The following is a 25,884-nucleotide window of genomic DNA, read 5'->3' as shown; positions in this document are numbered from 1 at the left end:
TCCTGAGTCAATCCTGGAGCAAATCAGATGACCAAACCTTCTAGGCGCAGCCTGTTCGCCGGCAGCCTCGCCGCGGGCGCGGCGGCTGTGGCCGCTGGCGCCAGCGGGGCTGCCCCCTCAAAGCCCAAGGCCGCGGCGGCCCCGAAACATTCCGTGCCCGGCCTGAAAGATGTCTGGGGGGAAGACTTCCTCTATCAGTGGAGCCCGCCCGAAAACCTGAAGCGCAATACGACCCCAGGGCAGGCGACCATCCGCCTTTCCAGCCAGATCATGCCCCGGCTCACCAGCGCCGCTGGCCAGGATTGGAACGCGCTGTTCAAGACCCACCGTGATGCGGGATGGACGGCCATCGAGGCCGGCTCGGCGACCTGGCTGAACCGCAAGATCCCCGACTCCGAAGTCCGCGAGATCAAGGGCGCCCTGAAGGCCAATGACGTGACCTTCTACAACATCCATTGCGCCGGAAACATCATCGCCCCGGACCCAGACGCTGACAAGTGGCAGCGCCATATCATCGACGCCATCCACTCGGCGGAAGAGTTCGGCCTGCCGTTGATCCTGACACATGCAGGCGGCATGTACTCCAACCGGAACTGGGCCCATCCCAAGAACTGGAGTCGTGAAGCCTGGATGCGATCGGTCAACGCCCTGAAGCGCATCTGCAAGGACACCGCTGGCAGCAAGGTCGAGATCGCCATCGAGGCCGTGAATACGGAGAGCATCAACAACCCCTGGGCCCACAAGCGGTTGAGGGAGGACGTGGGCGACGCGCGCATCACCTGCGGCCTCGACATCACCAACATGGTGTTCCCGAACAACGCCTTCCGCATGTCGGAAATGATCGATCTGACCTTCGACCTGATCGGCGACCAGATCCGCTACGTGCACGCCAAGGACTTCGTCTGGAACGACATGCTGCCCGGCATGAACTGGGCCATGAACGGCACCGGCAACATGGACTACGAGCTGTTCCTGGCCCGTATAAGCCGACTGAAGCACAAGGAAATCTTCATGCTGGTCGAGTTCCTCAACGCCAATGGGGACTATGTCGAGGCCCAGCGCAATATCCGCAACATCGCCAACAAGGTGGGCGTGAAAATCTACGGAACCCAGCCATGAGGAGCGGCGACATGAAGAAGTATCTGGCTCCGGCCATTTGTCTGGCCCTGCTGCCAAGCCTGGCCCTCGCGGCGCCGGACTTCACGGGAATCTGGGTGCGTGACAACGCCAAGAGCGATCCCAACAACTATCCGGTTTACTGGCTGACCCGGGTCACCCCTGGCGCTGGCGGCTTCGGCAATCAGGAAACCGTCGTAGAGGTCAAACAGTCAGCGACCGCGCTGCAGGTGATCAATCCAACCCGACCCTTCCGCAGCTATGTCCTGGACGGCAGGCCTCACGAAACCCTCACCGATACGGGTCTGCAAAAGGCCACCATCACGGCGGCGACCCAGGACGACGGCCTGACCATCACCACGGCCCAGCCCTATGGCGGCATGCCGGGCAATGTCTCTGCGACCTTCAAGGAGAGCTGGAGCCTCTCGGCTGACGGCAGGGTGCTGACCGTCACCACAGTCCGCAGTTTGCCGGCGAAGGACCAGGTGTCCAGGGACATCTTCAACCGCCGATGAGGCGAAGGTCCCCGTCAGGGCCCCGGGTCCAGGCGGGGCCCCTCTCCGGTTATCTGTCCGCGGTTGGCAATCGCCGGGACAGGTAAAGCCAGGTCTGTGGCGAGGTCTCATCCAGGTTCATGGATGAATGGGTGGTCAGGCCGTTTGGCGGTGACAGGAACGCCCCCACCCCATCAAACTTGCGAATTTCGCTGCCCAGCAGGGCGTAGCCGACCCCCGGTCCCGCCTTTACCCAGATTTCCTCGACGCCCTTGATATGGGCGTGAGGCCCCGCATAGCTGAGAGGCGGGATCATGATGGCCGACAGGGTGATGTTGACGCCATCAGCCACCCCGAACATGGGCTTGCTGGCATGAACCCAATGGGCGCGTCGCGCGCCGTAGGGAACCTGATCCGTATCCACTACCTTCAGATCCTGGGCGACAGTCAGACCTTCATTGTCCTTCCAGGTGAGGCGGATCATGTCCAGGGGCGTATCTCCCGTGTTCAGGAACCGGTGCTTGGCCTTCGGAGCCGCGAGAACGCCCACCCCGGCGTGAAGGTCGTGAGCAGGGCTTCCTGCACCGGCATCCAGTCGACCGCTTCCCCCCACCACATAGTAGAACGATACGCCTTCGGCCTGGATCAGACGGGACTGGCCGTGGGACGGGAGGCTGGCGAGCGAGAGGTCGTCGCGGTATTCCAGAACCGCTCCAGCGGGCCCTGCCGCATAGGGATCGCCGGCCCTCAGCATGGACCTTGTCAGAAGCCCCTCGAACACTCCCATGAAGGCGCCGTTCGGCCGCCCGATGAACCGGTCAATATCGACAGCGCTTTCCTGGTTTGACGGAAGCTCGTGGGGCGCGCCGCTTTCAGGGCCCGCCGGCGGAACCGGCCGCCTGACAGGCGCCTGTCCCAGGGCGGGGCCTGTAGCCAGACCCAGCAGTCCACCCACCGCCAGTCCAATCGCCAACTTATTCAGAGCCATGCCTGTGACTGTCCACTTGATTATGCAAACGATTTCATTAGCTTTGCAGAAATTCACTGCGTCGACAATAAAAGGGAGGATGTCATGACTGAAGGTCGCAAGATTCCAGCCGAGGCGGTGGATCTCTATACCCGCTTCATGCACGGCGAGATCAGTCGCCGTGCCTTTGTCTCCGGGGTGGCCAGGCATGCGGCTGCGGGACTGACCACGGCGACCATCATCAATGCCCTCATGCCCGACTACGCCCTGGGCCAGCAAATTGCGAAGGATGATGAGCGCATCCGGGCCTCCTATGTGACCATCCCCTCTCCTGACGGGAATGGTTCGATCCGGGGTTACCTTGTCCGCCCCAACAGCGCCGACACCCGTAGCGCCACCCCGGCCAGATTGCCCGGCGTGATCGTCATCCATGAAAATCGTGGCCTCAACCCCCATACCGAGGATGTCGCCCGCCGGTTCGCCCTGGAGAACTTCATGGCCTTTGCCCCGGACACCCTGACCTCCCTGGGGGGATATCCGGGCGACGACTACAAGGGCGGCCAGATGTTCGCCAGGATCGACAGAACAAAGATGACCGCTGACCTTGTGGCTGCAGCCCGCTGGCTGAAGGCGCGTCCGGACTGCACGGGCAAGATCGCCGCCACCGGCTTCTGCTATGGCGGCGGAGCCTCCAACGCCCTGGCGGCCATCCTGGGCGATGACCTTGCAGCGGCCGCGCCCTTCTATGGCGCCCCGACGCCGCCCGCGGAGGTCCCCAAGATCAAGGCGGCCATCCTGATCAACCACGGCGCCCTGGATTCCGGCCTGGCTGCGGGCTATCCGGCCCAGGAGGCCGAGCTGAAGAAGAACAACATCCGCCATGAGGGCCACCTCTGGCCAAACTCTGTCCATGGCTTCTTCAATGACGCGACTCCAGAACGCTACAACAAGGTGACCGCGCCCCAGGCCTGGGCCCGGATGATTGAGTGGTTCAACACCCATACGCGCACCTGATGCGTCGTCGATCCTTCCTGGCCGGCGCCGGTATCATCCTGGGGTTACCCGCCGACGCGTTCGCCGCCGCCGAAGACCTGAAGATTCCCCGGCGCAAGCTGGAGCGTCTGGCCCTCAGCAGCTCGAGCTACAGGGCCAACTATGATGGGCGGTACGCCGTGGCGACCGCGAGCCCGCGCCTCTCACATGAAAGCTTTCCGGCCTTTGTCCGCCAGACCTTCGGCCTGCGACATGTGGAATTGTGGGACCAGCAATTTGGTCCCGGCGGTGCGACGTTTGAGGCCTGCCACGCCGTCCGCTCAGCAGCCGACAAGGCCGGCGTCGCCATCGTAAACGTCGAGGTTGAGGACCTGCCTAATCTGGGGCCCGCCGATCCCGCCGCCCGGACCGCCGCCATAGCCGCTTGCAAGGTCTGGCTCGACAAGGGCAAGGCCCTGGGGGCGACATCGATCCGGGTCAATGTCAGTCGTAGGCAAGACCCCGTTGATGTGCCCTCAGCCATAGAGGTGCTCCGCGCCGCCGCAGACTACGGCCGGGCAATCGGTCTCTATGTGCAGCTCGAGAACCATGGCGGCCAGACCGCGCGCATTTCCGACCTGATCGCCATGGTCCGCGCGGTGGATCATGACCATTGCCGCATCGAGATCGACTGGGGCTCCTGGTCTCCGCCCGGCGATCGCTATGCGGAAATCCTGTCGGCCATGCCCTATGTGCACATGGTGTCCGCCAAGGGCGAGATCTTCGATGAGGCCGACTATCGCCACCCCAGCTTTGACGTAAGGCGCCTGGTGCGTGAGGCTGAAAGGGCGGGCTTCAAGGGTATCTATTCCATCGAACTTTTCGCCACCCCCGCGCCCGCTGATACTGCACGGGCCGTCCGGTCGTTCATGCAGATGATTTCGGAGGAAATGAGATGATCGGGCGCCTTCTGGTTTCAGCCGCCCTCGCCTCCACACTGATCTCGTCCGCCCTGGCACAGCCTGCAGCGCCCCTTCGACTGGTGGACGCCCACACCCATGTCATGGTCGAAAACCTGGACCCCGAGGATGAAATCGCCCGCCTGCAGAAGGCCGGCTTATCGCGGGTGGTGCTGATGCACGTGGACGTCGACAGCCTGCGCAAGCTGGCGGCCGCCCATCCCGGCTTCGTCATCCCCTCCCTCGGCGTGGCCCGGCCAACGGTCAAGGGCTTGCAGCTGGACAGGGACACGGGACCGAAAATGGCAAGGGAGAGGGCCGCGGGAAGAGTCTGCGGCTTTGGTGAAATCCCCGGTTTCGTCTTCAGCGACTCGCCTGACCTGGACGCCGTCTATGCCGCCGCCGAGGTCCAGGGCACGCCCATCAACCTCCACTTCGATCTGGCCAGGGCCGGGGCGACCGAGACCCTGGAAAAGGCCATGACCGCACACCCGAAAGCCCGCTTCGTCCTGGCTCACCTGGGTTGGACTGCCGGGCCCCAAGTGATCAGCCGCCTGCTGGACGCCCACCCCAACATGTATACCGACCTTTCCATCCGCTTCGATGCGGTGGGGTCCCTGCCCTGGCGCAACAACGGGCTGGATCTGTCCATCCTCACCAAGGACGGGGAGATCCCGCCGGACTGGCGCGCGGTGATGACCCGCCACCCGGACCGCTTCCTCTTCGCCATGGACATCAACTCCTTCGGCCCCCGTTACACCATCATGGACGACCTGATCGCCACTGGACGCAAAGCGCTGGCTCCCCTGCCCGAGGCTGTCCGCAACGCCATCGCCTACGCCAACACCGAGCGTCTCTACGGAAGTTGCAGGGGATAGTCGGGAAACGACACAGCCTTCGGCATACATCAGAAGACATGCTGGCCGCCCGTGGGGGATTGGTTGCAGACCGTCCAGAAGCTTGGCCTCATTGACCACCACATAGTCGGCAAGTTGGTACCGGCGCTGGAGTTCGCGCTCGCCCCGCCTGGAAGGCCCGGACATCCAGCGCCTCCTCTTCGCTGGCGGGGCCTGTCCGCGTGGGTTCATAACCGAAGGTTTGGCACAATTGTCATTGCCCCCCTTGCGAAGTCGAGGTCGCCCCCCACGTTCATACGGTCCTGAAACCCATTGAAAGCCAGCCTCGATGTCGCACCGCGCCCTGACCCTCCTGACCGCCCTTGCCGCCCTGATGGTGGCGCCGGCCGCCCAGGCCAAGGCCGATCGCGCCCTGGAGGCCGCCATCGCCGGACCGGTGCGCTCAGCCGAGAATACTGCCCGGGACGGCGCCCGCCATCCGTTGGAAACCCTGTCCTTCTGGGGGGTCAAGCCGCGTCAGACCATCATCGAGATCTCACCCGGCAGCGGCTACTGGACCGAAATCCTCGCCCCATACGCAAAGGCTACCAAGGGCGCCTATATCGCCAGTGCGGCTGATCTGGACAATCCCAAGCTGTCGGAGGCCGCGCGCAAGGGCAGGGCTGCCTTTGAGGCCAGGTACGCCGATGAGACCAGGTTCGGGAAGGTCGGCTTCGTCAACTTCGGACCGGCCTCCAAGCCTCTGGGGGCTCCGGGCTCGGCCGACATGGTGATAACCGCCAGGAACATCCACAACTGGATGTGGCAGCCGGGCGTGCTGGACAAGTCTCTGGCCGATTTCTATGCCGTGCTGAAGCCGGGCGGCGTGTTGGCGGTGGAAGAACATCGTGCTGATCCCCGCCCCCAGACCGGCGACGCCCGCGATGGCTATGTCGCCACCCAGATTGTGGTGGACGCCGCCATAAAGGCAGGGTTCAAACTGGCTGGATCTTCTGAGGCCAACGCCAATCCCAAGGACACCAAGGACCACCCCTTCGGCGTCTGGACCCTGCCGCCATCCCGCTGGACGGCGGCTGGTGGACGTTCTGCTGATCCGGCCTTCGACCGCAGCAAGTACGACGCCATCGGCGAGAGCGACAGGATGACCCTACGCTTCGTCAAGCCGCGCTGACGGGTCGTTCTGCCCCCTGGGCCGACGCAGGTTTATGGCCGACAGGCCTAGAGTGAATTCGCCTGTCGCCCGCGGGCCCAGCCCAGCAGCAGGGTGCAGGTGAAGCCGACGGCCACCAGAGGCAGCATGGCCTGCAGGACATCGGCTGGACTGCGGCCGCCCACCAGAAGCTGGGCGGCGACAATCGGTCCGGCAATGGAGCCGAACCGGCCGGCGCTGACCGCTGCGCCGACGCCGCGCCCCCGAACCTCGGTCGGATAACAGTCCGGCGCTACGGCGTAGAGTATGCTCTGGGAGGCCAGGGCCGCTGCGCCCAGCAGGCTGCCAATCAGCAGGGCCGAGCCCGGCGAGGTCGGCACGACGATCAGCAGCAACAGACCAGCGCCCAGGGACAGGAAGGTCACCACAATGCCCAGCAGCCTGTAGCGTGTATCAATGGCCCAGCCGGCCGCCATGGCTGCAAAGGCGCCGATCAGGTTGAAGAAGAGCTGGACCCTGGCCGCCTCGGGCTTGGTCAGTCCCCTGGACACCAGCAGGGTCGGCAGCCAGTTGAGCAGCAGATAGAGGACCAGCAGGGTACAGAAGAAACTGGCCCACAGGAACAGGGTTGGTGCGGCGCGGCCTTGATGAAACAGGGCCGAGATGAAGGTCGATCGGGGGGCCTTTGTCTCGCGAACCTCGAGGAACTGGCGCGATTCCGGCAAAAAGCGGATCAGCAGCGGAACAACCACCAGGGGCGCGATCCCGGCAACATAGAAGACCGACGTCCAGCTTGCCCCGAAGCCCGGAGCCAGGGTGATCAGGCTGACCAGGGCGCCGCCAAGGGGCATGCCCGAATACATGATGGAGACCGCCAGGTTCTTCTGCCGGGGATCCGAGCCTTCGGCCACCAGGGCGATAAGGTTGGGCAGGGCGCCGCCGAGGCCAAGGCCCGTGAGGAAACGCGTGGTCAGCAGCACCGGAAAGGTGGTGGACATGGCTGTCGCCGCCGTCAGTAGGCCAAACACCACCACAGAGCCGATCAGCACCCGTTTGCGTCCAAAGTGGTCAGCAAGGCGACCGCCGATCACCGCGCCGATCAGCAGCCCCGCCGTACTGGCGCTGAAAAACCACCCCATGGGCCCCGGCCCCAGCTTGAAGGCCGACGCCAGCTTGGCGGCGACAACGCCAGCCGCCTGGAGATCCATGCCCTCGCAAATGGCCACAAGCCAGCAAAGGGCGACGGTCATGACGGCGATGCCGGACTTGGGGTTGCTGCCGGCGGCGGACGGGGCGGTCATGATCTTTCCCCTCCCAGGGCGAAGCGCGTTTCGCGCTTATGTCAGAGACCCGGCAGGATGTTGAGTTCAGATTTCATGGCCCGGAGAGCCGGCGCCCGGAAGCTATACCAGCTGCCGGGGGATCCGCGCCTCGCTCTGACGGGTGAAGATGATCTGCGGCCCCTTGCTGGCGGTGAGGGATTCGGTGATCAGGAATTCTGTGGCCGTGGATTTCAGTTCGATCATCGCAGACAGGCTGCAATCCCAGTCGCCCCTCGCCCACGAGCTGGAGGCCTCATGGCGCCAAAGGCCGCTATTGGCCTGGCCCTCGATGATTTCGCTGGTCTCCCGGCGGCCTCGGGACGCGACGGTCTGAATATCGGCCAGGGTGCTCGCGACGGGCGGGCTCTCCAGGATGATCCGGTAGTGGCCAGGTGATACCGGCTCTGTAACCACGAAAGGCGCCGGCGCAGCAGAGGGCTCGGCGTGCCGGACGGGTATCGGGAAGGCCGTGGCGGCCCGCTCCCGCGGACGCACCGGCAAGTCCACCCGACAATGGTCCAGGGCCAGCTTGAGCGTGACGATTTCCGGGGAAGGCCAGGCCAGAGGCCAGAGGTTCTCGCTGATGGCCACGCGGATGCGACTGCCCTTCGAGAACCTGTGACCGACCATGAACAGAGGAAAGTCCAGGTCGTAGAATTCTCCCGGCCTGAGTGGCGTCGGCGTCGTGTCAGAGTCGCGGTGGGTCAGGTTTTTCAGGCCGTAACTGACGAGCCAGGACTTGCCGTCAGCGGTAACCTCGGTGATCCGCACGGCGACCTTGGCGACGGTACGGTCGGCGGCGATCCGCAGGTGCGCCATCGGATAGCCAAGGATTTCCGTGTCGCGGTCCAGGACCGCACTTTCGAAGCTGAGCGACTTCTCGTCATCCAGGGACTGCTCGATGGGGGCGCGATCCAGCCATTCGGGCTTGGTGAGCCCCACGATCCTGTCGCCGACAATCTGCGCCACATGGGCAGGTCCAGGGCGATCGGTCAGTCCGGCGGGGGTGAGGTGCAGGGACCTGGGTTTGATGGCCCTGGAAGGCCAGGCCCCCTCGGCGATCCAGCGACCGGGGATTTCTGCGGGGCGGCTCTGGGTCCATGTGGCGTAGGGCATGAAGGCCCGCAGCATGGGTTCGTCCATGATGCCGGTGGCTTCACCCATCAGCCAATGCCGCCACCAGCGGACCTCTTCGAAGGTCCAGTCCAGGCTCATGGGCTCGGCCGCCCAGGGATAGGTGTGGCCCCAGGGCCCGATCAGGCCCTTTCGCGGGACCTTCAGATTCTGCAGCAGGCGGCCGATGGGATTGGAATAGGTGTCCTGCCACCCGCCCACCAGATAGGTCGGGACGGAGATCGCCCCCCAGTCGAGGGCCACCGATCCCCGCCGCCAGTATTCATCAAAGGTCTGGTGGCGAAGCCAGGTTTCCATGATGGCGGGGGTGGCCTCCAGGCGCTGGCGCCACATGGCCTCCCAGGACTCCCCCACAATGGCGGGGTCGGGCGGACCGGCCATCACCGTCTTGAAACCTATGCCCCATTGCAGGTTGGTATGTCCCAGGGCGCCGCCCACATAGTGGGCGTCATTGGTGTAGCGGTTGTCCGAGCAGCCAAGGGCCATGATCGCCTTCAGGGCCGGCGGCCGCATGGCGGCGATCTGCAGGGTGTTGATCCCGCCCCAGGAGATGCCGCGCAAGCCCACAGCGCCGGAGCACCAGGACTGGGCCGCTATCCAGGCAATGGCCTCGCCCCCGTCATTGAGCTCCGGGACATCATACTCATCGACCAGCACCCCTTCGGAGTCGCCTGATCCCCGCACATCGAGGCGGACATAGGCGATCCCATGGCTGGCCAGTTGATGGCCCCAGGCGGTGTCGTGTCCGCGATAGGCGTCGCGTTTGCGATAGGGGATGTATTCCAGCACGGCGGGGACAGGCGCCTTGTCAGAGCCCCTGGGCAGGAACAGCCGGGCCGACAAACGGACCCCGTCGGCCATGGAGATCCAGACATGCTCCGTGACTTCGACCTCCCGGGGCGCCGGCAGAGCCCATGCGCCCACCGAGGTGACGCCGGCGGCGACACCGGCTGTGGCGACGGCGCCGGTCAGGGCTGTTCTTCGGGACATACGCAAGGGGATCTCCAGCTGGAGTTCTTGATTGCAGGGCCGGAAAGGGCCCGGCCGCAAAACCATAGCAGCCTCGCGCCGCCGGATGGAGCTTTGTCGGCCGGCCCAGGTGCAATGGCCAATTTGAAGCGGCGCCCTCTGCAAACGCCTGTAGGCTCCTTGGTGAAAGTCCTGCAGCCGGATTCGCCCATGCCCCCCATCATCATCTACCGCGCCCGACGCATCCATACCCACAATCCCAACCAGCCCGTGGCGACCCACGTCGCGGTAAGGGCGGGGCGGATTCTGGGGGCCGGGACGCTGGAGGATTTGACCGGTTGGGGGGAGTATCAATTGGATGAGCGGTTCGCCGACAAGGTCCTGCTGCCCGGGCTGATCGAAGGACACAGCCATCTCATGGCCGGCGGGGTCTGGCGGTTTGTCTATTGCGGCGTCTTCGACGTGCGTAATCCGCAGGGCGCCGTTGCCCCAGGGCGCAAGTCGCCCGCCGCCGTCGTGGAGGCCCTCGCGGCGCAGGCGGCCGAGACCCCTGACGACCAGCCTGTCGGCGGCTGGGGTTATGACCCCATCTATTTCGGCGCGGCGCGGATGACCCGCCAGGACCTGGATCAGGTCAGCGCCGACCGGCCGGTGGGCGTCATGCACGCCAGCGGCCACATCGCCAATGTGAATACCCTGGCCCTGGAGAAGGCCGGCCTGATGCGGACCGGGATCGATCACCCGGGGGTTCCCCTGGGCGAGGACGGCCTGCCTTCCGGCGAACTCAAGGGCCCCGAGGCCATGATGATGGCCCTGCGCCATGTGGGCCTGCAGAAGATGTTTCTGGCAGGTGATCCCCTCGCCCTCTCAAATCTGGGCCGTCTGGCGGTGGTGGCCGGGGTCACGACGGCCACCGAGCTGGGGGCGACCCTGCGCGACCAGGACATTGACGCCATGGCCGCCCAGGCCGGCGCGGAAGACTTTCCCCTGCGACTGGTGGCGCCCCTGCGGGCCATGGATCTGGCGCCCGCCGCCATGGTCGAGCGCGCCCTGGCCCTGGCCGCCCGCAGCACGGACCGGCTGAGGCTTCAGGGCATCAAGATGGTGGCCGACGGCTCGATCCAGGGATTTTCCGCCCGCCTGCGCTGGCCCGGTTATTACAATGGCGCACCGAACGGCCTCTGGTATACGCCGCCGGAAACCCTGGCCGAAGTCTATGCCCTGGCCCTGGCGGCGGGGGTGCAGGTGCATACCCATACCAATGGCGACGAGGCCACAGACCTGGCCCTGGACTGTCTGGAAGGCGCCCTCAAGCGCCATGCCGGGCCCGACCACAGGTTCATCCTGCAGCACTGCCAACTGGCGGATGCAGCCCAGTTCCGGCGGATGAAAGCCCTGGGCATGGGGGTCAATCTCTTCGCCAATCACCACTTCTACTGGGGCGAACAGCACCGGGCCATGACGGTGGGACCAGAGCGGGCCGAACGGATGAACGCCTGCCGCACGGCGCTGGAGACCGGCGTGCCCATGGCGATCCATTCTGATGCGCCGATCACCCCCTTGAGCCCCCTGTTCACCGCCTGGGCGGCCGTCAACCGCACCACTGCTGAAGGGCGGACCCTGGGCGACCACCAGCGGATCTCCGTAGCCCAGGCCCTGCACGCCATCACTCTTGGGGCCGCCTGGACCCTGAAGCTGGACGGAGAAATCGGCTCCATCGAGTGCGGCAAGCGGGCCGACTTCTGCGTTCTGGAGGACGACCCCTACGAGGTCGCGCCGCAGGACCTCAAGGATGTGAAGGTCTGGGGGACGGTTCAGGACGGCCGGGTCTTCGCCGCATGACGCCTGCCGGAACCCAGGTCATACCGGCGGTTGTGATCGGCGGCTATCTGGGCGCTGGCAAGACCACCCTGGTCAACCACCTGCTGCGGGCCGCGGACGGGCGCAGGATCGCCGTTCTGGTCAATGACTTCGGCGAAATCGCCATTGACGCAGATCTGATCCTGGGCGCCGAAGGCGGCGTGCTGAGCCTTGCGGGGGGATGTGTCTGCTGCACCATTGGTGAAGATCTGATCGGCGCCCTGGAGACCCTGCTGGCCCGGGAGCCGCGCCCGGACCTGCTGCTGATCGAGACCAGCGGCGTAGGCATGCCAGGCGCCGTGGCCCAGACCGTCAGTCTCCTGGCGGATCTGGTTGTCGAAGGCGTGGTTGTCCTCATGGACGCCGAGACGGTCCGTTCCGCTGCAGAAGATCGATATGTGGGCGACACGGTCATGCGGCAGCTGGCCCAGGCCGACCTGCTGCTTCTGAACAAGACAGACCTGCTGACCCCCGGGATGGCGAACGATACGGCCCAGTGGCTGGGCAGCCTGGCCCTGCCCGCCCCGATTGTTGAAACCGACCACAACCGCCTGCCATCAGCCCTGATATTTGGTCCGGCAGGTCCGGGCGAAGCCAGGGCCCTGCACCATCATGCAGATGAGATTTTCGAGACCGGTGTCTTCCTGCCGGACGGACCGGTGGATCTGGACCGTCTGGGTCTGGCCCTGTCAGACCCGGCCTGCGGAATACTCCGGGCCAAGGGCGCCCTGACCGGTCTGGATGGAGTACGTCGTGGCGTTCAATTGGCCGGACGCCGGTGGCGGCTTTCCGACCCGGGCTCCCTGGGCGAGGGCCTGGTCTGGATTGCCCGCAAGAACGCGGTCCAGCGGGGCCGGATCTTCGCGGACCTCAGCGTCAGTTGGTAATGTGGGCTGAAGACAGAAGCGCCAGGGTCAGCTTCTCGGTCGCATCCTTGATCTGAGCTGCATCATTGGCCACGAAAGCATAGTCCGACTGGCTGGCGCACTGGGCCATGTTGTTTTCGATCTTGTCCAGCAGCTTGTCCTTGATGAACAGGGTACGCTGGTCGGTCTCGCCGGGGCGGACCACATAGGTCGTGTTCAGGGTCATGACCGTCGTCTTCTTGGCCTTGATCGGCGCACAGTCAGCAGGATTGAAACCCTGGGTTCGCCAGCCCACGGGCTGTGTCGGGGCAAAGGCCGTGAAGTCCGGATTGACCTTCCAGCCGATATAATTGCCGGCGGCGTCATAGTTCCGCGCCACGTCATTTGTGGTGCCGTCCGTAAACAGCAGCATGAATTGCTGACGGTGGTTGATGTCTGAGCCCGTGCCGCCTGTCGGCAGGGATTGAGCCAGCTGTTGCAGGCTCTTGGTGCTGTTCGTGCCTTCGGGATCCATGGCCTCAATGTTTGCGGCCGCGGCCTTGGCGACATCAAGGTCCGTCGTGGCGTTCTGGATCTTGAAGAGGGTGTTTGAGAACCCGTAGATGGTCACCCTGTACTGCTGGGGCACCAGGGTATTGGTCTTCAGGTCATCGATCATGGCCGCCACAGCGGCTGCGACCACATCAAGGCGGAAGACGACCCCCAGCGCGCGATATCCGGCCTCCTGGCCGTGGCAGGCCAGATAACAGCCAGACTTTGCGATCATTGTGTCCTGGTCTGCATCAGAGGCGCCCATGAGCATTGAAGGCGAGGTATCCACCAGAACAATGATGTCGACATAGTTTGGCGTGGCGGAATTGCCGACGGCCTGGCCGGACACCTTCATTGTGCTCATGCCGAACATGCCGGCTATGACTGTCTTGACCCGCGCCTTGTAGCCCACGGTCGCCGTCACGCTGGCGCCGTCCACGACGGCCTTGTAGCTGGGCGTAACCACCACATCGTCGCCGAAGTCAGCAAGTTTCAGATTGGCTTCGAAGAAGGCCTTGGCCGCCGCCTTGGATTTCCCGGCGTCGTATCGGTAGGATTCGCCATCATAGACCGCATTATGCCCGACACCCGCCAGGGCGGCCTGGTCGGCAATGTCCTGCAGTCTCTGCTTCACGCCGCTGCTGCGCTGGAAGTCGACGGCAAAGCCGGACAGCATCATGACCGTGGAAAAGGTCAGGGCGAACATCACCGCGACGTTTCCGCCGCGGGCCGCGCCAAAAGCTCGCAATTTGGCGCCAAGGCGCTGCCGAAGGTTGAAGCTCATGACCATCACGATTGAACCCGGAACTACGCCCGGTAGCGCCAGACCTAAGCGAGCACCCTTAATACTCGATTGAAAAATCAACCGGGACTCGTGCTTTTCATCCCCTTCAGCCGCTAGAGGTTGTGGTTTCTACTCAATTTAGGGAAGCCTTGCAGCATCGCGATTACAGACATTCATGTCTGGGTTGAGGCCGCGGGACGCTCCGGGCTCTGGGCCTCAATGCGCAGCCAACCCGAGCGCCGTAAAGGCGTGCAGAATTAAAGCCCGGAACCCGTCCTGACGGCGCGCCCATTCGACGCTAATCTTCGGTTGAAGATCATCCCCGGGAGGACAGATGTCACAGCAGCAGGACGCGACCCCATTCACCCGCGCCGCCCACGCCGCCCTTGAGCACCTCCTGCCGGTCGACGACGGCCAGGATTTCAGGGACGCCCGACGGGGCTTTCTTGGGACCATTCCCGACGCGACCATCACCGGCCCCGCAGGAAACAATGTCTGGAGCCTCAAGCCCTTCGATTTCCTCGATGGCGAACGCCCGGATACGGTCAATCCCAGCCTCTGGCGTCAGGCCCGGCTGAACGCCATCCATGGCCTGTTCGAGGTGACGCCGGGCATCTACCAAGTCCGCAATTTCGACATTTCCAACATCACCTTCATCGAGGGCAAGACCGGCTATATCGTCATTGATCCCCTGATTTCCGAGGAAACCGCCCGGGCGGCCCTGGCCCTCATGCGCCAGCACCGGGGCGACAAGCCGGTGACAGCGGTGATCTATACGCACAGCCATGTGGACCACTATGGCGGGGTCATGGGGGTGCTGTCCGACGAGGACATCCGCAATGGCCTGCGGATCATCGCACCGGAAGGATTCCTGGCCGAGGCGGTCAGTGAGAACGTCCTGCTGGGCAATGTCATGGGCCGCCGGGCCACCTACATGTACGGGGCAACCCTGCCCAAGGGCCCTCGCGGCCATGTGGACTCCGGCCTCGGCAAGACGGTCTCCACCGGCAAGGTCACCCTGGTCCCGCCCACCGAGAGCGTCTCGACCACCGGATCGCGCCTGACTGTCGATGGCGTGGACATCGTCTTCCAGGTGACGCCGGACACAGAAGCCCCGGCCGAGATGAACTTCTTCTTCCCGCAGTTCCGCGCCCTCTGCATGGCCGAGAACTGCACCTGCAACCTGCATAATCTCTACACCCCGCGCGGCGCCCTGGTGCGGGACGCCCGGTCATGGAGCCACTATATCGACGAAGCCTCAGCCATGTTCTGCGAGGACACCGACGTCCTCTTCGCCAGCCACCACTGGCCCCGCTGGGGTCAGGACCGGGCTCGGGACTTCCTGGCCAAGCAGGGCGACCTCTACAAGTTCATCCACGACCAGACCCTGCGCCTGGCCAATCACGGCCTGAACCCCACCGAGATCGCCGAGCGCCTCCGCCTGCCCCCCAGCCTCGAGGCCGAATGGCATACCCGCAGCTATTACGGGACGCTCAATCACAACGCCAAGGCGGTCTATCAGCGCTATCTGGGCTGGTTCGACGGCAATCCGGCCAACCTCCACAAGCACCCTCCCGTCCAGGCCGGCGCCCGCTATGTCGCCCTGGCCGGCGGCGCGGACGCCCTGCTGGCCCAGGCCCAGGACGCCTTCGACCAGGGCGACTATCGCTGGGTGGCCGAACTGGTGAACCACCTGGTCTTCGCCGAGCCCGACAATGTCGCGGCCCGGACCCTGCAGGCCAACGCCCTGGAACAGATGGGTTATCAGGCCGAGTCCGGCCCCTGGCGCGCCTTCTATCTCACCGGCGCCCAGGAGCTGCGCAATCCGCGGCCCAAGTCAGACAAGCCCCGGCAAGGGGCGGCGGGTCAGCTCCGCGCCCTCCCCCCCGGCAGTCTGCTGGAGGCCCTGGCGGTCCGGCTGAATGGCGATGAGATCGGCGAGCGCACCTTCGCTTTCAACCTGACCTTCACCGAGACGGGCGAAGGCTTCAGCTTGAGCGTCCGCAATGGCGTCATGCACCATGCTCCCGGCCATACAGCGGGACAGGCACACGAAGTCTCCCTGACCTGCGCCGCCCTGATCGCCCTGCTGATCGGCGAAGCCACCATGGCGGACGCCGTGGCGGCGGGGAAGGTTTCCGGAAACACGGCCGAGTTCCAGGACCTGCTCAGTCTGCTGGACCAGTTCGACTTCTGGTTCGAGATCGTCGCGCCCTAGGACAATGATGCGACCTGACCCCAAACACCGGTCACCCCGGCGGAGGCCGGGGTCCAGTTCCTAGGGCTCAGTGTTGCATGCATGCCCCGGGAGCGGCCTCTCCGGACAGGGCGTGACCTATGACCTGGATACCGGCCTTCGCCGGCATGACCGGGGGTGGGAAGTCGAGCGCGGCCATTCCCCAAACACCGGTCACCCCGGCGGAGGCCGGGGTCCAGTTCGTAGGGCTCAACGTGGCATGCAAGCCCCTGGAGCGGCCTCTCCGGACAGGGTGTGACCTATGAACTGGATACCGGCCTTCGCCGGTATGACCGAGGGTGGAAAGTCGATCGCGGGCTATCCCGAAACACCGGTCACCCCGGCGGAGGCCGGGGTCCAGTTCGTAAGGCTCAGCGTGGCATGCAAGCCCAAGGAGCGGCCTCTCTGGACAGGGTGTGACCTATGAACTGGATACCGGCCTTCGCCGGTATGACCGGGGTGGTGGATCGCTTGTGGCCTTCATCAGAAAGGCGCGGCGCGTCCGATCACTGAAATCAGCTTCTCATCCGCCGGAAGCTGGCCGTCCAGCATCAGCATGGCCATGCCGTGGACCTGGGACCAGGCCAGGGTCACGGCCGCCTTCCGCACATCCGGAGATGCATCAGCGGGAAGCACGGCCGCCACATTGCGTCGCAGAAGGTCCATGGCGGCGTCCACATAGGTCCCTTCGGGATCAAGCATCTCGGCGGGCGGTTTAGTGGTCATGAGCAGACGGAACAGGGCCGGATTGGCCAGGGCGTAGCGCACATAGGCCTGGCCTGTGGCCGCAAAGCCCGCCGGACCACCGCCAGCCGCCTTCATGGCCGCGGCCTGGGCCTCGTAGAGGCCGTCCGCACCGTGCTTGCAGAGGGCGTAGAGCAGGCTCTGCTTGTTGGGAAAGTGCCGGTAGACCGCCGTCGGACTGACCCCCACCTGACGGGCGACTTCCCGCAGGCTCAGCCCCTCCGCCGACTGGGTTTCCAGCAGGTCCAGCCCCGCCTTCACCAGGGCCGCCCGCAGGTCCCCGTGATGATAGGGGCGCTTGCCGTTTTCGATGTTGACAGTGTTAGCATCTGCGGACATGTTTCCACTGTAAACATTTCATCTCCCCCACTCAAGAGCAGGCCTGTCATGTCCAGCCCCATCGAAACCGCCATCCGCGCCACGGTCACCAAGGGCCTTGGCATGGTGGCTGACATCAATCGCGCCCGTCTGGCCGCCACCGAAGCGACCAGCCCCTATCTGGAAGGTGTCCACAAGCCGATGGACGCCGAGCTGACCCTTGAAACCCTCAGCGTCACCGGCGAAATCCCGAAGGAGCTGGACGGCCGCTATCTGCGCATTGGCCCGAACCCCGCGACGCCGCCCAACCCTGCGGCCTATCACTGGTTCACCGGCGACGGCATGGTCCACGGGGTGCGGCTGAAGGACGGTCAGGCCCTCTGGTACCGCAATCGCTGGATCCGCTCGAAGAAGGTCTCCAAGGCCCTCGGCGAGCCAGAGGCGCCCGGTCCGCGCCACGGCCCCTCTGACACGGTCAACACCAATGTCCTGGGCCATGCCGGAACCACCTGGGCCCTGGTGGAGGCCGGCGGTTATCCGGTTCGTCTGGGCGAAGACCTGGAAACCCTCGCCCACGACCCCTTTGGCGGCACGCTGAAGGGCGGCTTCTCGGCCCACCCCCATCTGGATCCCGACACCGGCGACATGCACGCCATCTGCTATGAGGGGCCAGAGCTCAACACCATCCGCCACGTGGTGGTGAACGCCCAGGGCCAGGTAACCCGCGAACTGCCGATCCCTGTCCGCAATGGCCCCTCCATCCACGACTGCATGATCACCAGGAACTATGTGATCATTCTCGACCTGCCGGTGACCTTCTCCATGAAGACCATGCTGGCCGGCCACGCCTTCCCCTATCGCTGGAACCCCGACCACAAGGCCCGGGTCGGCCTTCTGCCCAAGACCGGAACCGCCGACGAGATCATCTGGTGCGATGTGGAGCCCTGCTATGTCTTCCATCCCTGCAATGGCTATGAGACGGCGGACGGCAAGGTCATCCTCGACGTCTGCGCCCACGACACCATGTTCGCCGAAACCACCGGCGGGCCGGATTCCAACACCGTTCCCTTCGAGCGCTGGACCATTGATCCCGCGGCAAAGACCGTCGCCCGCAAGGTGATCGACGCAGAGAGCCAGGAATTCCCGCGCCCCAACGAGACCCTGATGGGCAAGCCCTATCGCTATGCCTACGCCATGTCCCTGCCCAAAGGCTTTGACGCCGCCGCCCCGGACCAGACCCGGATCTACAAGCACGACCTTGAGGCCGGAACCCGCCAGGTCCACGACTTCGGCGAAGGCCGCCTGCCCGGCGAATTCGTCTTCATCCCGAGATCAGGCGCCAAGGCCGAGGATGACGGCTGGCTGATGGGCTATGTGGTCGATCTGAAAGCCCAGACCACCGCCCTGGTGATCCTCAACGCCGACAACTTCGAAGGCGCCCCCCAGGCGGAGGTTCACATCCCCCACCGGATTCCGCCCGGCTTCCACGGCAACTGGGCGCCCACCGCCGCCTGACCCTGTCGTTTTCCCCGCCCTGCCCCCTTGAGCGCGCCAGCCAATCCGCTGATAGCTGTTCCGGAAAGTCGGGCGGGGAAAATCGATGGTCTACAAACTCTACGGCACGCCGGGATCGCTCTATACCGGCAAGGCCCGGTCCTATCTGATCAAGCAGGGCATCCCCTTCGAAAACCGCGCCGCCGGCGAGGCCCGTTTCCGCGCCGAGATCGTGCCCCGGACCGGCCGCTGGATCATCCCGATCCTCGAAGCCGATGACGGATCCCTGGTCCAGGACGGCTCGGAAATCATCGCCCACTTCGAGGCCAGGGGTCAGACCCGCCTCCCGGCCTATCCCGACACGCCCCGCCACCGTCTGATCGCCCAGATCTTCGAACTGTTCGGCGGCGAAGGCCTGCTGCGGCCCGCCATGCACTATCGCTGGAACTTCGACGAGACCAACCGCGCCTTCCTGGCCAAGGACTTCCCCGCCGCCCTGGCCCCCACCGGCGCCTCTGACGAGGCCCAGGCCGAAGTCTTCGCCATGTCCAGCGGCCGCATGCGCAAGGCCATGGGCCAGTTCGGCGTCTCTCCGGAGTCCATCCCGGCCATCGAGGCCAGCTATGCCCAATTCCTGGCCCTGTTCGAGGCCCATCTGGCGGCCTGCCCCTACTTGCTGGGCGGCCGCCCCACCCTGGGCGACTACGGCCTGATCGCCCCCCTCTACGCCCACCTGGGCCGTGACCCCTACCCCGCCCAGATGATGAAGCAGACCGCCTTCCGGGTCTGGCGCTGGACCGAGCGCATGAACGCCTCAGACCAGGACGCCGGGGAGTATGGCGAGGTCGCCCCGGACCTCTTCGAAGACGACCAGGTCCCCGACACCCTCAAGGCCCTGCTGGCCTTCGTGGCCGAGGACTACCTTCCCGAAGTCCGCGCCTATGTCGCCTACACCAATGACTGGATCGCCAGACACCCGAACCTGGAAGCCGGAACCAACGGCCTGCCCCGCAAACAGGACCGCGGCATCGGCCTGACCAGCTTCGCCTGGCGCGGCCACGAGATCACCGTCGCCGTCATGCCCTACCGGATCTACCTCCTCCAGAAGATCCAGGATGTCTTTGACGCCGCTGCGCCTGCTGATCAGGCCGCCATGTCCGCCCTGCTGGCGGAGACGGGGTTGTCGGAGCTTTTGACCCTGCGGGCCAGTCGCAGGATTGAGCGGCGGGATCATCTGGAGGTGTGGGCTTAAGGGAGGTTGTAGTGACACCACTCTCAACGTCGACGCTTGGGCTTTCTACCCGTGAGCAGACCATCCAAAGTTCCGAGAGGGGGGAAAGTCTGCCATTGGTTCCACGATCTTCCTAAGGCCGTTCCTGACTCATCGCAGACTTTCAAAAAGTCCGCTTTCGGCGCGCCGAAGGCCAAGCATGCTACTGTCCGCTTCGCCTACAACCCGGTTGCCACGCTTCGGCAGGAACAAGGGTCTCCGCCAAATCAGGGCTAGGCCGTGCAGGGCGAGTGGCGAGAAACTGCTTTGAGATGAATTGGATGAATGCATGGCCTACCGACATAAAAAAACAGGCATGCTGAAGCCGCAGCAGCCCAAGAAGGCCGATCCTACTAGAGACGAAGGCTTGGTGTTCGCCGATCTCGCAGCCCTTTGTGCTAGCCCAGGATTCGCACACACGATCGCGGCTTTCTGCTTTCGCGACAACATGATGGGATTCGGCGACAAGCTGTCGAGCGAGGCGATGGCCCACATGTTTACGCAAACGCGCCTCATCCGAACGGAAATCTCCACCCTTATTGGACTTATGGCGCGCCACCCGCTGGATCTGACCCACCCTGGCGCAACATGCGTCCAGGAATACAGCGACAGGGCGGAGGCCTTGCTTCACGAACTGCACCTCGGCATGTCAGGGAAGTGGTTCGCTGGCCTCACTGCGGAGAAAGTCGCGGACCCGAACTTTAACCCGTTCGCAAACGCTGAGACACTCCGTGAACCGATCTTCTACAGCGGCGAGTCCGCCTACAGCTTCCAATATCGCGATCTCGCAATCCCCAAATACCAAGCTGACGACGATTGGCTGCGGGCTACCAAGGGTTTCGACATCGCCACAGCCCGCCGCGTGGTCGAGGCTGTCGGCAAGATCCAGGCCCGCAAAGTTTTCGATCAGCTCAAGGGCCTGCGCGGCGTAGAGCCTGCCGAGTGGACGTTATTGCCGGGCTTCCTGCTAACAGACGTCGAAGTAGCGGCCGAGGCCCGCCTCCCGGAAGGTGCCGTCGCCCCGGTGCTGCAAGCCTTCGCCCTCCCACCTGATGATCGAAATCCGACTTTCCAGTCGGTTCAGGACTACAACAGCACCAACGCCGCCCCACTCCTGCCAGCTGGCAGCGGCCAGTACCTACTTTTCCAACATTACAGCCTTGTAGAGGCCCTGTACGAAGGCCCTTTCTATTGGATGGGATCCGACAAGGCATACCAAAATACCGCATTCAGCAATCGAGGAGATTTCACAGAGACCGTCGCCCGGGACTTCATGCGCCGGGTGTTCGGACAAGCCAGAGTCCACACGAATGTTCTGTTACCGACCAGAAAGGGCGCGACACGCGGCGAGATCGACGTCCTCGTTCTATTCGGGGATCAGGCGATAGTCATCCAAGCCAAGGCCAAGCGACTCACTCTGGAGGCGCGCAAAGGCAATGACCAAGTACTGAAGGACGACTTCAATAAGGCGATCCAGGACGCATGTGACCAAGCTGCGGACTGTTCTGCAGCACTTCTGGAACCCGGGTGCAGTCTGGTCGGTGCCGATGGCACTGATATTGCCCTGAATACGAAGATTACACGGGTGTTCCCGATCTGCTTAGTGGCGGACCACTACCCAGCGCTGAACTTCCAAGCCCGCCAGTTCCTGAAATTTGAAACGGCGGCTGGCGTGGCCTCACCGCTCATCAGTGACGTTTTCGCCCTCGATGTGATGACTGAGATGCTTTCGTCGCCGCTCCGCTTCTTCAGCTACCTGATTTTGCGTGACCGATTCGCCAGCAAGATGCTCTTCACCCATGAGATCAACCTGCTCGGCTATCATCTCAAAAACAATCTCTGGCTGAGCGACGAGCACCACCTCGTTGCGCTTCATGACGATTTCGCCATTGACCTCGACATAGCCATGATTGTTCGAAGAGAGGGTCAGCCGGGAGAACGAACTCCCCCCGGAATTCTAACACGCTTGAAAGGCCTAAGTGCGGAGCGTTTGCTGGCTTGGATCGACGCGAACCCAGACCCAGCTACGATGGCGTTTGGCCTATTCCTGCTAGAGGTCGACGAAGACACCTTCCGTCAGATCAGTCTGGCCATCGACAGAATCGTGGCGCTCGCCGCGAACGATGGAATGCACCACGACGCAACGGTTGCGGTTGGCGGTGGCGGCGTAACACTCCACGCAAATGCCCTGCCGGACATGGAGGCTCGAGAAAAGCTAGGTGCACACTGCCGGTTGCGGAAATACACGCAGCGCGCCGAGGTATGGTTTGGCGTTGTGTTCCGACCCGCGAGCGGAGTCCTGCGGTTTGGAATGACGATAAACGAGCCGTGGAAACAAGACGCGGATATGGACAGGATATCGGCCGGGCTCCCGGTGGGTCGTCGGGTAACAAAGGGCCTCCCGCCTTTCAGTAGGGGAAAGATCGGGCGCAACGATCTGTGCCCCTGTGGAAGCGGCATCAAGTTTAAGAAGTGCCACTTGAGGTAACGATCGACGCCAATGGGCGTTAGACTCAATGGGCATAGAGTTGAATATCTGGTCTACGGTCGACTTCAAGCGTCCGCTTTTGGTGCATCTCAGACTCGAAGTTTTGGCAGGCGAATTTCCTTAGAGGGTCGGACCCGGCCCATGACTCCAGGCCATCCCCCCCCTCCCCAACGGGACTCCCACATCACGCCCCATCCCCTAGACTGCCCCCTTCGGCGGAGGAGATTCCCATGCAGATTGGCGGCCTGCCGGCCTGGCCCTACCTTTTGATGGTGTCGACCCTGGTCGCCTATCAGGTCCTGCTGAAACTGCCCCGGCCGGGGCTGAACATCCTGGCCTTCCAGACCTTCGCCTATGCCGTGGCCCTGGTGGCGGCGGCGTTTCTGTGGTGGCGGAATATGGGGCTTGGGGACAACCGGATGACGGCGAAGGAGATGATCCTGCCGGTCCTGTTTGGCCTGTCGGTGGTGGGGCTGGAATTCGCCTATGTGGCCGCCTTCCGGCTGGGCTGGCCGGTCAGCACCACGGGGGTGATGGTGACGGTTGGAACGGCTGTGGTCCTGCTGCCGATCAGCTATTTTGCTTTCCGCGAGACACTGTCGCCCGTAAACCTCGCGGGCCTTGCGGTGTGCGCCGTCGGGCTCTGGATGGTCAGCCTGAGATAGGCACGCCACCAGCTCCCGCCAGGCACTGGATCTGATCATGAAGGCCTACCGCTTCGACACCCTGGATGGCCTGGACGCCCTGCGCCTGCGCGAGGAAGCCGACCCCCGGCCCCAGCGGGGCGAGGTGCTGGTCCGGGTGCGGGCCGTCTCCCTGAACTTCCGCGACCTGGCCATGCCCCGGGGTCGCTATCCCCGCCCCTGCCTGCCGGGCCTGATCCCGATCAGCGATGCGGCCGGCGAGGTGGTCGAGGTCGGCGAGGGTGTGGAGTCCTTCAAGGTCGGCGACCGGGTGATCGGCGCCTTCCATCCCCGCTGGTTCGGCGGCGACATGCCCTCCACCATCCAGAAGGACAGCTATGGCGCCGAGAGCGATGGCTGGCTCTGCGAGCTCAAGGCCATCAGCCAGGAGGCCGTAGTCCGCATTCCCGACAGCCTGTCCTATGAAGAGGCCGCCACCCTGCCCTGCGCCGGCCTGACGGCCTGGACAGCGCTCACCGGCCCGACGCCGATCCGAGCGGGCCATTCGGTCCTGGTCCTGGGCAGCGGCGGGGTTTCGATCTTCGCCCTGCAACTGGCCCGGGCGGTCGGCGCCACCGTCATCGCCACCACCTCCAGCGACGCCAAGGGCGAGCAGCTGCAGGCCATGGGCGCGGCCGAGGTGGTCAACTATGCCAATGATCCCCAGTGGGGAAAGCAGGTCCGCGCCCTGACCGGCGGACGCGGCGTCGACCGGGTGGTCGAGGTGGGCGGGCCCGGCACCATCGCCCAGTCCCTGCGGGCCGTGGCCCTGGGCGGCGAGATCGCCTCCATCGGTTTCCTGAGCACCGAGAACCCGGGGATCGACTTCTTCCAGCTCAAGGGCAGCGGCGCCAGTTTCCGCAATATCACCGTGGGCGACCGGTCGGGACTGATCGAGCTGACCCGGGTGGTGGCGGCGACGGGGCTCAAGCCGGTCATTGACCGGGTCTTCGCCTTTGAAGACGCCAGGGCCGCCTTCGAGCATCTGGAAAGCGGAACCCACATGGGCAAGATCGTCATCCGCGTTTGAGCGGTCACAAATCCCGGTCCAGGAATATCTGGTCGCGCAGGGGAATGCCGTCGATCACTATGCCTTCCGGATAGCCCTGCGCCGGGCCAAAGGCGTCCCGCACAATCCGGTCAAAGCGGAAACCCAGCCTCTGATAGAACCGCAACTGCCCGACCCCGGCTGTGGCGGTGGAGACAATCAGGCGCTTGCCGCCCCTGGCCTGGCAATGGCGGAAGACGGCTTCCACGAGGATCCTGCCCAGACCCTGTCCCTGGATGTCTTCGAGAACGGCAATATTCTTCAGCTCGAACTCGCCGGGGCTGCCCGTGGCGATCACCTGCGCATGCCCAAGAATGCCGCCTTCGCCACGGGCCACGAGCACATCGCCCAGGCCCAGATAGGCGGCCAGCTGTTCCCTTGAATCCTCCGCCAGGAGGAACAGGTGCTCCAGGTCCTGCCGGTCGCCTGCGAAGACCTCAATGACCGGATCTGCCATGGACGGCTACATCGCCCCCCACATGGCCATGAGCAGGGAAAAGCCGCGCATGTCGCCGGAGGTGGTCGAGGCCATCTTGTTCATGACGTAGGAATAGGTGGCCCGGGTCTTCATATCGATGATGATCAGCGAGCCGCCATAGCCGCCCCAATAGATGCACTCGTCATTGGGCAGGGGTGTGGCGCCGCCCTGCAGGCCAAAGCCCATGCCGAACTTCACCGGAATGCCGAGGATCAGGTCCGTGCCCTCGATCTGCGGCTCCAGGGCCTTGCGGCAGCCGGCCTCGGACAGGTAGCGCTTGCCGTCCCGACCGATCCCGCCATTGGCCAGGATGGTGTGGATCTCGGCGACCGAGCGGGCATTGCCGGTCCCGCCGGCCGCAGGGATTTCAGCCCCGCGCCACTCGCGGGTGCGGGTGGCCAGGACATTGACCCCGGGATTGGTCGACATGTTGGCGACCAGCTTGTCGGTCGTCCCCTCCCCCATGGCCCCGCCGGGGGGCGGCGGGATCAGGTCGGCGACCCGGCCATCCTCGCTGGCGGGCAGGCCGATGTGGAAGTCGGCGCCCATGGGGTCTGCGAATTCCTCGCGGAACACGGTCCCGACGCTCTTGCCGGCGACTCGGCGGATCACTTCGCCCACCAGATAGCCCTGGGTCAGGGCGTGATAGCCCGACTTTGTTCCCGGCTCCCAATAAGGCGCCTGGGCTGCCAGCAGGGCGGTGGCCTTTTCCCAGTCATAGAGGTCGGCCTCGGTGATGGGTTCCTTCCAGCCGGACAGGCCCGCCGAGTGGCTCATCAGGTGGCTGACCTTGACGTCGGCCTTACCGTTGGCGGCGAATTCCGGCCAGTAGCGGGCCACCGGCGCGTCGAAGTCCAGTTCTCCCCTGTCGGCCAGGAGCAGGGCGGTCAGGGCCGTCATGGTCTTGGTGGTCGAATAGACGTTGATGATGGTGTCTTTTTCCCAGGGACGGGTCTTCGCCTCATCGGCATGACCGCCCCAGATGTCGACCACGGTCTTGCCTTCCAGGGTCGCGCAGAAGGAAGAGCCGACATCGCTTCCCGCAGCGATATGGCCGTCAAGCACGCCGCGCAGGCCCTCAAAACGCGGATCCAGAATTTCGCCGTCAGCCATGGTCTTCTCCCCAAATCTTGGAAGCAACCTA

The 25,884-nt window shown here is 64.4% G+C and carries 21 protein-coding genes; 14 read left to right on the top strand and 7 right to left on the bottom strand.

The window, feature by feature from the left end:
- Window positions 1-27: 27 nt before the first annotated feature.
- Together CFE28_08090 and CFE28_08085 are read left to right on the top strand one after the other, a co-directional pair.
- The gene (locus tag CFE28_08090; protein ID OYU69961.1) at window positions 28-1,119 is read left to right on the top strand and encodes a hypothetical protein; all 1,092 of its coding nucleotides are present in this window, start codon (window positions 28-30) and stop codon (window positions 1,117-1,119) included.
- Window positions 1,116-1,631, top strand: coding sequence for a hypothetical protein (locus CFE28_08085; protein ID OYU69960.1), 516 nt, complete (start codon window positions 1,116-1,118; stop codon window positions 1,629-1,631). The genes CFE28_08090 and CFE28_08085 overlap by 4 nt, the downstream gene beginning before the upstream one ends.
- A 49-nt stretch (window positions 1,632-1,680) precedes the next feature.
- On the opposite strand, the gene CFE28_08080 is transcribed toward CFE28_08085, so the two are convergent.
- Window positions 1,681-2,598, bottom strand: a complete 918-nt coding sequence (locus tag CFE28_08080) for a hypothetical protein (GenBank protein ID OYU69959.1) — start codon at window positions 2,596-2,598, stop codon at window positions 1,681-1,683.
- A gap of 84 nt (window positions 2,599-2,682) precedes the next feature.
- Between CFE28_08080 and CFE28_08075 the strand changes: the two genes are divergently transcribed.
- The 4 genes from CFE28_08075 (at window position 2,683) to CFE28_08060 (ending at window position 6,536) form a co-directional block, all read left to right on the top strand.
- Window positions 2,683-3,591, top strand: a complete 909-nt coding sequence (locus tag CFE28_08075) for a carboxymethylenebutenolidase (GenBank protein OYU69958.1) — start codon at window positions 2,683-2,685, stop codon at window positions 3,589-3,591.
- Complete coding sequence (locus CFE28_08070; protein ID OYU69957.1) at window positions 3,591-4,508, top strand: hypothetical protein; 918 nt, start codon at window positions 3,591-3,593, stop codon at window positions 4,506-4,508. Before CFE28_08075 ends, CFE28_08070 begins: the two co-directional genes overlap by 1 nt.
- Window positions 4,505-5,386, top strand: a complete 882-nt coding sequence (locus tag CFE28_08065) for a hypothetical protein (protein ID OYU69956.1) — start codon at window positions 4,505-4,507, stop codon at window positions 5,384-5,386. Before CFE28_08070 ends, CFE28_08065 begins: the two co-directional genes overlap by 4 nt.
- Before the next feature lie 307 nt (window positions 5,387-5,693).
- Window positions 5,694-6,536, top strand: coding sequence for a methyltransferase (locus tag CFE28_08060; protein ID OYU69955.1), 843 nt, complete (start codon window positions 5,694-5,696; stop codon window positions 6,534-6,536).
- A gap of 47 nt (window positions 6,537-6,583) precedes the next feature.
- On the opposite strand, the gene CFE28_08055 is transcribed toward CFE28_08060, so the two are convergent.
- Complete coding sequence (locus CFE28_08055) at window positions 6,584-7,816, bottom strand: 3-(3-hydroxy-phenyl)propionate transporter MhpT (GenBank protein ID OYU69954.1); 1,233 nt, start codon at window positions 7,814-7,816, stop codon at window positions 6,584-6,586.
- A gap of 102 nt (window positions 7,817-7,918) precedes the next feature.
- A complete protein-coding gene (locus CFE28_08050; protein ID OYU69953.1) occupies window positions 7,919-10,189 on the bottom strand; it encodes a peptidase S15 in 2,271 nt (756 codons plus the stop codon).
- On the opposite strand from CFE28_08050, the gene CFE28_08045 reads away from it, so the two are divergent.
- Together CFE28_08045 and CFE28_08040 are read left to right on the top strand one after the other, a co-directional pair.
- Window positions 10,151-11,782, top strand: a complete 1,632-nt coding sequence (locus CFE28_08045) for an amidohydrolase (GenBank protein OYU69952.1) — start codon at window positions 10,151-10,153, stop codon at window positions 11,780-11,782. The two genes, CFE28_08050 and CFE28_08045, sit on opposite strands and share 39 nt — an antisense overlap.
- Window positions 11,779-12,687, top strand: a complete 909-nt coding sequence (locus CFE28_08040) for a GTPase (protein OYU69951.1) — start codon at window positions 11,779-11,781, stop codon at window positions 12,685-12,687. The genes CFE28_08045 and CFE28_08040 overlap by 4 nt, the downstream gene beginning before the upstream one ends.
- Here the strand turns inward: CFE28_08040 and CFE28_08035 are convergent.
- A complete protein-coding gene (locus CFE28_08035; GenBank protein OYU69950.1) occupies window positions 12,677-13,987 on the bottom strand; it encodes a hypothetical protein in 1,311 nt (436 codons plus the stop codon). The two genes, CFE28_08040 and CFE28_08035, sit on opposite strands and share 11 nt — an antisense overlap.
- Before the next feature lie 328 nt (window positions 13,988-14,315).
- Here CFE28_08035 and CFE28_08030 point away from each other — a divergent pair, with 328 nt between their 5' ends.
- A complete protein-coding gene (locus CFE28_08030) occupies window positions 14,316-16,199 on the top strand; it encodes a hypothetical protein (protein OYU69949.1) in 1,884 nt (627 codons plus the stop codon).
- A gap of 501 nt (window positions 16,200-16,700) precedes the next feature.
- Here CFE28_08030 and CFE28_08025 read toward each other — a convergent pair.
- The gene (locus CFE28_08025) at window positions 16,701-17,300 is read right to left on the bottom strand and encodes a TetR family transcriptional regulator (protein ID OYU69948.1); all 600 of its coding nucleotides are present in this window, start codon (window positions 17,298-17,300) and stop codon (window positions 16,701-16,703) included.
- Window positions 17,301-17,348: 48 nt separating this feature from the next.
- Here CFE28_08025 and CFE28_08020 point away from each other — a divergent pair, with 48 nt between their 5' ends.
- From CFE28_08020 to CFE28_08000, 5 genes are all read left to right on the top strand, one after another.
- Entirely contained in the window at window positions 17,349-18,794 is a 1,446-nt protein-coding gene (locus CFE28_08020) for a carotenoid oxygenase (GenBank protein OYU69947.1), read from the top strand.
- A gap of 85 nt (window positions 18,795-18,879) precedes the next feature.
- Window positions 18,880-20,025, top strand: coding sequence for a glutathione S-transferase (locus CFE28_08015; GenBank protein OYU69946.1), 1,146 nt, complete (start codon window positions 18,880-18,882; stop codon window positions 20,023-20,025).
- A 307-nt stretch (window positions 20,026-20,332) separates the two neighbouring features.
- Complete coding sequence (locus CFE28_08010) at window positions 20,333-22,531, top strand: prepilin peptidase (protein OYU69945.1); 2,199 nt, start codon at window positions 20,333-20,335, stop codon at window positions 22,529-22,531.
- Window positions 22,532-22,761: 230 nt separating this feature from the next.
- On the top strand, window positions 22,762-23,196 hold the full coding sequence (locus CFE28_08005; protein ID OYU69944.1) for a hypothetical protein: 435 nt from the start codon (window positions 22,762-22,764) through the stop codon (window positions 23,194-23,196).
- A 31-nt stretch (window positions 23,197-23,227) separates the two neighbouring features.
- On the top strand, window positions 23,228-24,244 hold the full coding sequence (locus CFE28_08000; protein ID OYU69943.1) for an alcohol dehydrogenase: 1,017 nt from the start codon (window positions 23,228-23,230) through the stop codon (window positions 24,242-24,244).
- A gap of 4 nt (window positions 24,245-24,248) precedes the next feature.
- Here the strand turns inward: CFE28_08000 and CFE28_07995 are convergent, their stop codons facing one another.
- Both CFE28_07995 and CFE28_07990 read right to left on the bottom strand, forming a co-directional pair.
- Window positions 24,249-24,719, bottom strand: a complete 471-nt coding sequence (locus CFE28_07995; protein OYU69942.1) for a GNAT family N-acetyltransferase — start codon at window positions 24,717-24,719, stop codon at window positions 24,249-24,251.
- A 6-nt stretch (window positions 24,720-24,725) separates the two neighbouring features.
- Window positions 24,726-25,853, bottom strand: a complete 1,128-nt coding sequence (locus tag CFE28_07990; protein OYU69941.1) for a serine hydrolase — start codon at window positions 25,851-25,853, stop codon at window positions 24,726-24,728.
- Between the last annotated feature and the right edge of the window lie 31 nt (window positions 25,854-25,884).

The organism is Alphaproteobacteria bacterium PA2 (assembly GCA_002256425.1).
Classification (GTDB): domain Bacteria; phylum Pseudomonadota; class Alphaproteobacteria; order Caulobacterales; family Caulobacteraceae; genus Phenylobacterium.
Note: the sequence above shows the minus strand (reverse complement) of the source record. Positions and strands in the feature narration are given on the sequence as shown.